Origin of the sequence: Achromobacter sp. NFACC18-2 (genome assembly GCF_900108985.1) — a bacterium.
Taxonomy (GTDB): domain Bacteria; phylum Pseudomonadota; class Gammaproteobacteria; order Burkholderiales; family Burkholderiaceae_B; genus Achromobacter.
Map to the genome: position 1 here is coordinate 91,309 of NZ_FNYM01000023.1, position 8,747 is coordinate 100,055.

Genomic DNA, 8,747 nt, shown 5'->3' on the forward strand with positions numbered 1-8,747 from the left:
CCACGCATCACCCCTTCGGGGCGGGCAATGCCTTGAGCAGCGCTTCGTTGAACCGCGTCGAATCCTGCACCTGCGGGGAATGGCCGAGGTCGGGCCAGACGACGAGGGTGGCATTGGGGATGGCTTTGGCGGCCTTGGGCGCCAGCGCGGCGTAGTTGCCCAGGCGCTTGGCCACTTCGGGTGGGGCGGCGTCCTTGCCGGGAGCCGTGTTGTCCTTTTCGCCGATGAGCAGCGTGGTGGGCACGGCGATCTGGCCGAATTCATGGACGACTGGCTGGGTATACAACATGTCGTAAGTGAGGGCCTGGTTCCAGGCGACGCGCTCGCGCCCTTCGCCCTGCAGCATGCCAGCGGCCATGAGGACCCACTTGTCGTAGTCGTCGCGCCATTGGCCGGCGTAGTAAGTGCCGAGCTGGTACTTCTTCATGCCGTCGAAGTTGGCTTTGAGCTCGCGCTGGTACCAGTCGTCGATGCTGCGATACGGCACCCCTTCCTGTTTCCAGTCTTCGAGCCCGATGGGGTTGACGAGCACCAGGGCTTCGGTTTGCGGGCCGTACATGAGCGCATAGCGCGCAGCCAGCATGCCGCCCATGGAGTGGCCGACGATGCTCGCGCGATCGATTTTCAAATGGTCGAGCAGCGCGTGCGTGTTGGCGGCCAGTTGGTGAAACGAAAACTGATAGGCCTGCGGCTTGTCGGATTTGCAAAAGCCGATCTGGTCGGGCACCACGACGCGATAGCCGGCCTGGCTCAGTGCGGCGATGCTGGTCTCCCAGGTGGCGCCGCAGAAGTTCTTGCCATGCATGAGCACAACGGTCTTGCCATTGGGCTTGGCGGCGGCCACGTCCATGTAGGCCATCGAGAGCTTCTGGCCCTGCGTGTCCAGCGAGAGGCGCTTGACCTCGTGCGGATACGCGAAACGCTCCAGATTGGGGCCGTAGTCAGGCACCTTGGGCGCGTCCGCCGCGATGGCGCTGCCCGCAAGCGCGACACCGGCGCAGAACGCAGCCAGCCGAAGAGGTTGTGATCGTGTCATGCGTGTGACTCCTGTTATGGCGCCGGCCCGCTGCCAGCGCTGTACAAGAGGGACAGCAAGAACGGGACCTGGGTTCCTTAGGGGTGTGCGCCGGCCAGTTCGATGTCGGCCACTGGCAGGCCGTTAGGCGCGGTTGCCAGCTCCACCCGGTTGCGCCCCGCGGCCTTTCCTGTATAGAGCGCGGAATCGGCCTGTCGAAGCGCCTCGTCCAGGCCCTGCGCGCCGTGAAAGCGGGATGACACACCGATCGTGACCGTGCAGCGCAGCGGTTCATCAACGCCCGCGACGTTAATCGGCTGGCTTTCGACGCTGGCACGCAATCGCTCCGCCAGTTGCATCACTTCTGCGACATCCGCTTCCAGGATGATGGCGACAAATTCCTCTCCCCCAAACCGGCCTGTCAGGTCGCTGCGACGCACGGTGGCGCGCAGCAGATTGGCGACGTGGCGGATCACCTCGTCGCCCGCCTGGTGACCATGACTGTCATTGATCCGCTTGAAATGGTCGACGTCCAATTCCAGCAGATAGGCGGGTGCGGCATTGCGGCCGTTGAAGTATTGGGTCAAGGCCTCGGAGAGTCCTCTGCGATTGAACAGGTCCGTCAGGGGATCGCGCGCCGCCATATTGCGCAGGCTGTCGGTCAGCCGGCGCAGGACGAGCCAGACAATGGAGGGCGGCACGATGGTCGCAAGGGTCGACATGTAGATGTAGAAAATCATCTGGAAGCGGCTGTCCATGTGCAGCGCGTCCAGGCCGCCGTCCACGATCTTCAGGAATTTCAATGCGTTCAGAACACAGATTCCGCCGATCAGCAACGCGAAAAAGATCATCTCGCCGAACAAGTCTTTGGCGAACGTGCGCCCGCCGTAGAGCACGGTGACGGTCATCGCAAAGAAAAGCAGCGTCGCCGACGCCGCAAGCATGGCGTAGCGCGCCTCCGACCCGCTCTGCGCTTGCACCCACCACTGGGCAACGCCATAAGCCACGCAGAACACAATCAAAGGCCGCCATAACCGAACCTGATGCCCGAAGAACCGCATGGCGCCAAGCACGTACGCAATGGGGGCCGCCAGCGTCAGGCAGTGATTGACGACGCTCATCGCACTCCAGGCGGGGCCGCCTTCAACCAGCTGCAGAATATAGGCCGCCGCCAGCAGCAGATTGCCCACGGCAAAGACATCCATCCCCATCCTGTTGCCAGGCAGGCGACGGCTGATAAGCAAAAACATGCCGGAAAAGCACAACAGGTGTGCGCACAGCATGCCGACTAGCGTGGAGGCAACCATGAGATGAACGTCGAGAGGGAAGCAGATTTCCAGTACCGGCACGATCAGGCCGTGCCAAGCGAAGCATTAACCGAGGAAATGTCAGCCAGGTCAAGGGGAGCTTTTGAATTGGCTGGGGTGGACATGGGCAACCACACCAGCAACACCAGGCAGTGCAAAAATCGTTGCTTAGATTCCCCCGCCACATCGGACGTTCACGATTTCATAGACCTTCAAACTGCGGGGGCCCAGTTAGCCTGGCAGATGGCGCCTAAAGGTTCAGCGCTGTCCGAGAAGAGCATCGCTGCGTCATTCCGGCGTACGCTGAGAAGTGGCGTACGCCCGTCACGCCCGCAGCCGCATTCACGCCATGAGGATCAAAATCATGCCCACCACCCTGCGCGCCCTGCGCTCCGACATTACAAAACTCCAAGTCGACGCCATCGTCAACGCCGCCAACTCCTCGCTGCTAGGCGGCGGTGGCGTCGATGGCGCCATCCATCGCGCCGCGGGGCCGGATCTGGTGCATGAGTGCCGGCTGCTGGGGGGCTGCAAGACGGGCGATGCGAAGGTGACCGGCGCCTATCGGCTGTCGGCTCGCTACATCATTCATACCGTGGGGCCGGTCTGGAGAGGCGGCGACAGCGGGGAGCCGGCGTTGCTGGCAAGCTGCTATCGCCGGTGCATCGATCTGGCGCAAGACAGGGCGGTCGCCTCGATCGCCTTTCCCAGCATCAGCACGGGCATATATGGCTATCCCATCGATCTGGCGGCGCAGGTGGCGTTCACCACCATCCGCGAAAGCCTGTCGCGGGATTCGCCTGTGCAGGAGGTCATCTTTTGCTGTTTCTCGACCGAAGACCTGCTGCACTATGAGCGCCTGTTGAACGCCCCGCTTGCCTGACGCGTCCCTAGTCCAGGCGCCGCCACACGCTCGCCAGCCAGGGCTGCTGTTCGCGCGGCAGGCCGTCGGGCCGGTAGTAATGCTCAAGCTCCTCGAATCCGGCCGCTTCCATCAAGGCGCGCCAGACGTCCAGGTCGTGATAGGCCCCATAGCGCCCGCGATTCCATCCTTCCTGATTGCCGCCCCGGGGGTTGGAGCTGAACAGCACGCCGCGCGGCCGCAACGCCGCCCGCAGTTCGCGCAGCACGCGGGGAAGCTCCTGCCCGGGCACATGAAATAGCACGGCGTTGGCGAAGATCCCGTCGAACCGGGCCGCCGGAAGCTGGAGTTGCAGAAAGTCCTGCTCCCAGACCTCGCATCCGCTTGCCGCGCGCGCCATCTGCACGAACCGCGGTGTGCCGTCCACGCCCACGGGCCGATGCCCCATGGCCAGGAAGGTTTTCAGGTCGCGCCCCGGACCGCAGCCCAGGTCCAGGATGTCGTAGGGCGGCTGCCCTTCGATGTGCCGCAGCAAGGCCGCGATGTTCTGGCTGACATCGTGGTCCCGCGTGCCGGCTTCGAACGACTCGGCGTTCTCTTCGTAGTGGGCCAGCGTCAGGGAGGTAATCTTGGCGAGGTCTTCGGGGTCCAGGTGCATGGGGCGATTGTGCATGAAATGGCGTGGGCCGGCGAGGCGGCGGGCGTCGTTCAGGGGAACCGCGACTGCCGGAAAGACGGCCGTCCCAGCTCAGGGAAACGGCCGCGCCTTGATGAAATCGATCAGGGCCTTGAGCGGCGAAGGCACCAGGCGGCGCCCGGAGTAGTAAAGAAACGGCCCCGAAAACCGCGGCCACCACGGCTGCAGCACCGGCTCCAGCGCCCCGCTTTCGAAGTGCGGACGCAGCCAGTCCTCGAACAGATACATGACGCCCACGCCGGCAATGGCCGCATCCACGGCGAGGTCCACCGCGCCGCCGATCTGCACGACCAGCGGCCCCGTGGCGTCGATGCGCACCGATTCCCCGTCCCGCTCGAATTCCCAGGCCGGCATGGCCCCGCTGGGAAAGCGGCCGCGCAGGCAGGCGTGCTGCATCAGGTCGCCGGGATGCGCGGGACGCCCTCGCCGGTCCAGGTACGCAGGCGAGGCGCCGGCCGCAAAGCGCTGGACGCGCGGACCGATGGGCACCGCGATCATGTCCTGTTCCAGCCGGTCGTCGTAGCGGATGCCAGCGTCGCAGCCGGCCGCAAGCACGTCGACAAAGCTCTCTTCCGCCACGACCTCCAGGCGGATGTCGGGATAGGCCGCCAGGAAGTCGGGAACGAGGGACGGCAGCACCAGCCGCGACGCGCTCAGCGGCACGTTGAGCCTGAGCGTGCCCGCCGGCTTGTCGCGAAAGCCGTTGACGGCGTCCAGCGCCGCCTCCACTTCCGTCAGCGCAGGCGCCAGCCGGCTCAACAGTTCCTGCCCCGCTTGCGTCAGCGCCACGGAGCGCGTCGTCCGGTTGAACAGGCGCACGCCAAGCTGCGCCTCCAGCCGGCGCACCGTGTCGCTGAGCCGCGAGGCGCTGGTGCCCGTGGTCCGCGCCGCCCCGCGGAAACCCTGGGCGCGCGCCACCGCGACGAAGGCATGGAGGTCATCGAGATCGGTCGACATTGTTCAGAATTCCGTACAAGCCGTCCGGATTGTATTGGCTTATCAGCGTATGCCGGAAGCTCTATCGTGTGTCCGTACCCACATTTCACCGGAACAGGAACCCCACATGTCCCATCTCCAAGACAGCGGCACTTACCCCCTGGGCTCGCGCCAGGTCCATCGGCTCGGCTACGGCGCGATGCAGCTCGCCGGTCCCGGCGTCTTCGGACCGCCCAAGGATCGCGATGCGGCGATCGCCGTGCTGCGCGAGGCCGTGGCCGCCGGGGTCAACCATATCGACACCAGCGACTTCTATGGCCCGCACATCACCAATCAGCTCATCAAGGAGGCGCTCGCCCCCTACCCCGACGACCTGGTGATCGTGACCAAGGTGGGCGCGGTGCGCGGGGACGATGCCTCCTGGAATCCCGCCTTCTCGCCCGAGCAACTGACCCGCGCCGTCCACGACAACCTGCGCAACCTGGGCCGCGACGTGCTGGACGTGGTCAACCTGCGCGCCATGTTTGACGTGCACGGGCCGGCTGAAGGTTCCATCGAGGAGCCGCTCTCCGTGCTGGCCGGCCTGCAGCAGCAAGGGCTCATCCGCCACATCGGCCTGAGCAACGTCACGCCGACCCAGGTGGCCCAAGGCCGCCGGATCTGCGAAATCGTCTGCGTGCAGAACCAGTACAACGTGGCCCACCGGGGCGACGATGCCCTGATCGACGACCTGGCCCGCGAGGGAATCGCCTACGTGCCGTTCTTTCCGCTGGGCGGCTTCAGCCCATTGCAGTCGTCCATTCTCAACGATGCGGCAGCGCGGATCGGCGCGACGCCCATGCAGACGGCGCTGGCGTGGCTGTTGCGGCGGTCGCCGAATATCTTGCTGATACCGGGCACGTCATCGACCCGCCATCTGCGGGAGAACATGGCGGCGGGGTCGTTGCGGTTGCCGGAGGATGTGGCGAGGGCGCTGGACGGGATCGGCGCGAGCGAGCCGGCTTAAATCGGGCCACGCGCAAAGCAACCGCCTCCCGTAGTTTTCTGGAAATCCAATTCTGCGGGCGCGGAGTGCCGTTGGCTGGCGCCGGGTCAATAGACAGTCGTTGCCTCAGTGCGCGAGCATCAGACCAAGGCGGACGCCAATCCAAACTCAATGGACTTGGTAGGTTAGCGGATCGAGAAAGCTCGTCAGACCAGAATCCATGCCTCCTCATCGTCGCAAATTCTACGTAGCAGCCCGGCGACTTCCATACCTTTCAGAAGCCTTGTGCATTCCACATACACGTCGGATTCGCTATCAACCTCAGGCTTCTTAGAAATCAAATATTCGGAAATTCTGTGGGCGTCCACCACTCCTCTCAAAGCAATGTGATTATGGACATCAATAACAAGCCCTCGCTCGCTCTCAAATCTTATCCCCACACCGTGGCGTCTATATATCCAATTTGCCTCCGCCGCACCAAGGACACCGTTCCGAGGACAGTCCGTCAAAAATTTCCAATCAGTTATTTTTGAGTTTTTCTTGAAAAACTCGCATTGCAATGTTGACTGGCACGAAACATACTCTTTGACCAGTTCAACGAATTCCTGGCAGATCATCATCGACATCGGTTTACCCTCTCGGCTCTCGCCATTTCGGCCTCATACTTCAATTGTTCCGCTTCCTCAGGAGACACCACAGTGATGTGTACCGGAGTCGTTGATACGCCCGCCTTGATTGCGGCTTCCGCTCTGTGATGTCCATCGATGATTACCAGCGCACCGTCTCCCAAATCCGCGACCTCGATAGGAGGAAACGAACCGAATCCGCCTTGAGCACGCATCGCCGACGCATATCGCTTAACCTTATTTCCCGTCATTTCGCTCGGTCCTTGGCGTGACTGCAATTGCCTCGGATTTACCAGTGTCGAACATCGGCTGCTTAGCCCGAACGGATCAACCCAGCCCACCGGGTTATCCGCATATTGGTAAACATTCAACCCACCCGCAAACCCGATCGGATCCTTCGATATGAACCGCCCGATCTGCGGATCATAGTAGCGATGGCGGTTGTAGTGCAGGTCCGTTTCCGGGTCCAGATACTGCCCTTGGAATCGGATCGGATTACGTATCCCTGCCGCGCGGGCGGCATCTGTGATGGCTTCTTTTGCGGCGCCCCACGCGTGGTAGTGCGCGCTCCACGCAATCTCGCCTTGCGCGTCCGTCAGTTCCTGCGGCGTGCCCAGGTGATCGCAGTGATACCAGGCCATGGCGTCCACCGGGTCCGGGTCGGGCGAGGTTGTCCATAGCGGGTCGCGGTCGATGTCGTAGGCACCCGCGTAAACAGGTTGCTGATGCAGCAATACGGGTTTGCGGCTGATCGCCTGGGCCAGCGGGACGAAGCTGCCGGGTTCGTAGAGGTAGTGCGTGGTCCGGTCGTCGTAGCCTTCCCATGCCAGGGTGTCGCCATCCCAGCCGTAGAGTGTCGTGCAGCAACCCGACGTGCGATTCGCGCGGGCTTGCTCTTCTTTGCGCTGCGCGGGCGTCATGCCGGGCCGTTCGCGCCAGTGCGCTTCGGATTGCTTGAGCAAGCGGCGGCCCAGTGCGTCGTACTGGTAGCTCACTTGCAGGCTGTTGTTGCTGTAGCCCGCCAGGCGGTTGAAGAGATCCCATTCGAAGCGCGAGCGCTGGCCGTTGTGCAGCTTCTCGACGAGGTTGCCGCGCGCGTCGTAGGTGTAGTGGGTGCCGGCGTATTCGCGCAGCATGTTGTCCAGGCGCGCGGAACGCTGGCGGTAGGTGTAGACGGGGCCGGCCATGCCTAGGGTGCTGGCGTGCGCCGGGTCGCTGGACGGGTCGAGGAGATTGCTTGCCGGGTCGAAGGCGAAGGTTTCCTTGCCGAGGCTGCTGGTGGCTTCGAGTAGACGTCCCACCGGGTCGTAACGGTACGCGAGGGGGCCTCGGCGGCTGTCCTGGATTGCTTCCAACTGGCCCGCCGCATCGTAGCGGTAGCCGCGGTGGATTAGGCGTTGCGCGCCCCGCGCGATGTTCTGCGCATTGAGGCGCCCCATCGCGTCCCACGATTGCGTCTGCGCCAGGCCATTGCCTTGCGTGCGGCTGGTCTCGCGATGCAGGTCGTCACGTTCGATGCTGACGAGCTCATGGTCGTCGAACATCAGGCCGTGGACGTGGCCAGAACCATAGGTCAGCACGTTGACGCGATGACCATCGGGGCGGCGCGTGGCGATGCGTTGGTTCAGTTCGTCGTACTCGTGCTTCCAGACCGCCACGACTGGCTGCGCCAGGGCCAGATAGTGCTGATGTTCGCGGGTCAGGTTGCCGGCGGCGTCGTGGAACCATTGGAGCCGGCAGGCGGCGTTCTCGGCGAGGATCAGGCGGCCGTTGCCGTCGTAGGCGTACCGCTCTGTCTGCGCCTCGACGCGAACCCGCGCTGAGCGTGAGGACGCGGGTGCTGACGTTTGCGTGGCCGTTTGCGCCGACGTACGCGCCGCCGCTTGTGCTGCGGTCTGCCCCGCCACTTGCGCTGACGGCGCATACGGCCGCGCCAAACGCTGGGTCACGCGCCCCAGCGCGTCGAACGTGAACTCGATGACCCGGTCGCCATCCTGCGCCGACAGCAACGTGCCGCTGTCCGGGTCGTAGCGATATCGGGTGGCCACGTCATCGAAGCCTCGCTCCTCCAGCAGTCGCCCTACCGGGTCATAGACGAATCTCGCCTGCCGGTCGTTCTCATTGGCCAGCGCGGTGAGCCGGCCCAGCTTGTCCCATTCGTATTGGAGCGTCCGGCCCGCCGCGTCCAGGCGCTGGGCAAGTAAACCGGCGCCGTTGTACGTCCATTGCGTGCGCCGCCCCAACGCGTCGATGTGGGCCAGCAACCGCCCCTCGGCGTCGCGTTCGAAGTGTTCGACCGTCTGGTCCGGGTGCGTGACG

8 protein-coding genes are annotated in these 8,747 nt (G+C 63.9%); 2 read left to right on the forward strand and 6 right to left on the reverse strand.

Going from position 1 to position 8,747, the window contains the following annotated elements; all coding sequences use genetic code 11:
• Positions 1-7: 7 nt before the first annotated feature.
• Positions 8-1,036, reverse strand: coding sequence for an alpha/beta fold hydrolase (locus BMW75_RS26860; protein ID WP_092582579.1), 1,029 nt, complete (start codon positions 1,034-1,036; stop codon positions 8-10).
• Between the two features lie 77 nt (positions 1,037-1,113).
• Positions 1,114-2,322 carry a GGDEF domain-containing protein gene (locus tag BMW75_RS26865; RefSeq protein ID WP_092582580.1) on the reverse strand — a complete coding sequence of 403 codons (1,209 nt, stop codon included), beginning with the start codon at positions 2,320-2,322 and terminating at the stop codon, positions 1,114-1,116.
• A gap of 364 nt (positions 2,323-2,686) precedes the next feature.
• Between BMW75_RS26865 and BMW75_RS26870 the strand changes: the two genes are divergently transcribed.
• The gene (locus BMW75_RS26870) at positions 2,687-3,205 is read left to right on the forward strand and encodes an O-acetyl-ADP-ribose deacetylase (protein WP_092582588.1); all 519 of its coding nucleotides are present in this window, start codon (positions 2,687-2,689) and stop codon (positions 3,203-3,205) included.
• 7 nt (positions 3,206-3,212) lie between these two features.
• On the opposite strand, the gene BMW75_RS26875 is transcribed toward BMW75_RS26870, so the two are convergent.
• Together BMW75_RS26875 and BMW75_RS26880 are read right to left on the reverse strand one after the other, a co-directional pair.
• Positions 3,213-3,842: a class I SAM-dependent DNA methyltransferase gene (locus tag BMW75_RS26875; RefSeq protein WP_092582589.1), complete on the reverse strand. Its 630-nt coding sequence runs from the start codon at positions 3,840-3,842 to the stop codon at positions 3,213-3,215.
• Positions 3,843-3,932: 90 nt separating this feature from the next.
• Positions 3,933-4,838, reverse strand: coding sequence for a LysR family transcriptional regulator (locus BMW75_RS26880; RefSeq protein WP_092582581.1), 906 nt, complete (start codon positions 4,836-4,838; stop codon positions 3,933-3,935).
• A gap of 106 nt (positions 4,839-4,944) precedes the next feature.
• Between BMW75_RS26880 and BMW75_RS26885 the strand changes: the two genes are divergently transcribed.
• Positions 4,945-5,823 carry an aldo/keto reductase family oxidoreductase gene (locus BMW75_RS26885; protein ID WP_092582582.1) on the forward strand — a complete coding sequence of 293 codons (879 nt, stop codon included), beginning with the start codon at positions 4,945-4,947 and terminating at the stop codon, positions 5,821-5,823.
• 185 nt (positions 5,824-6,008) lie between these two features.
• On the opposite strand, the gene BMW75_RS29315 is transcribed toward BMW75_RS26885, so the two are convergent.
• Positions 6,009-6,428, reverse strand: coding sequence for a DUF6896 domain-containing protein (locus tag BMW75_RS29315; RefSeq protein WP_139208603.1), 420 nt, complete (start codon positions 6,426-6,428; stop codon positions 6,009-6,011).
• The coding region (locus tag BMW75_RS26890; RefSeq protein ID WP_175493279.1) for an RHS repeat-associated core domain-containing protein at positions 6,419-8,747 on the reverse strand (2,329 nt) is incomplete at its 5' end. The genes BMW75_RS29315 and BMW75_RS26890, both read right to left, overlap by 10 nt.

Coding starts and splice junctions, on each gene's coding strand:
- BMW75_RS26870 (WP_092582588.1), top strand. CDS start 2,687: ATGCCCACCACCCTGCGCGCCCTGCGCTCCGACATTACAAAACTCCAA.
- BMW75_RS26860 (WP_092582579.1), bottom strand. CDS start 1,036: ATGACACGATCACAACCTCTTCGGCTGGCTGCGTTCTGCGCCGGTGTC.
- BMW75_RS26875 (WP_092582589.1), bottom strand. CDS start 3,842: ATGCACCTGGACCCCGAAGACCTCGCCAAGATTACCTCCCTGACGCTG.
- BMW75_RS26885 (WP_092582582.1), top strand. CDS start 4,945: ATGTCCCATCTCCAAGACAGCGGCACTTACCCCCTGGGCTCGCGCCAG.
- BMW75_RS29315 (WP_139208603.1), bottom strand. CDS start 6,428: ATGTCGATGATGATCTGCCAGGAATTCGTTGAACTGGTCAAAGAGTAT.
- BMW75_RS26865 (WP_092582580.1), bottom strand. CDS start 2,322: ATGGTTGCCTCCACGCTAGTCGGCATGCTGTGCGCACACCTGTTGTGC.
- BMW75_RS26880 (WP_092582581.1), bottom strand. CDS start 4,838: ATGTCGACCGATCTCGATGACCTCCATGCCTTCGTCGCGGTGGCGCGC.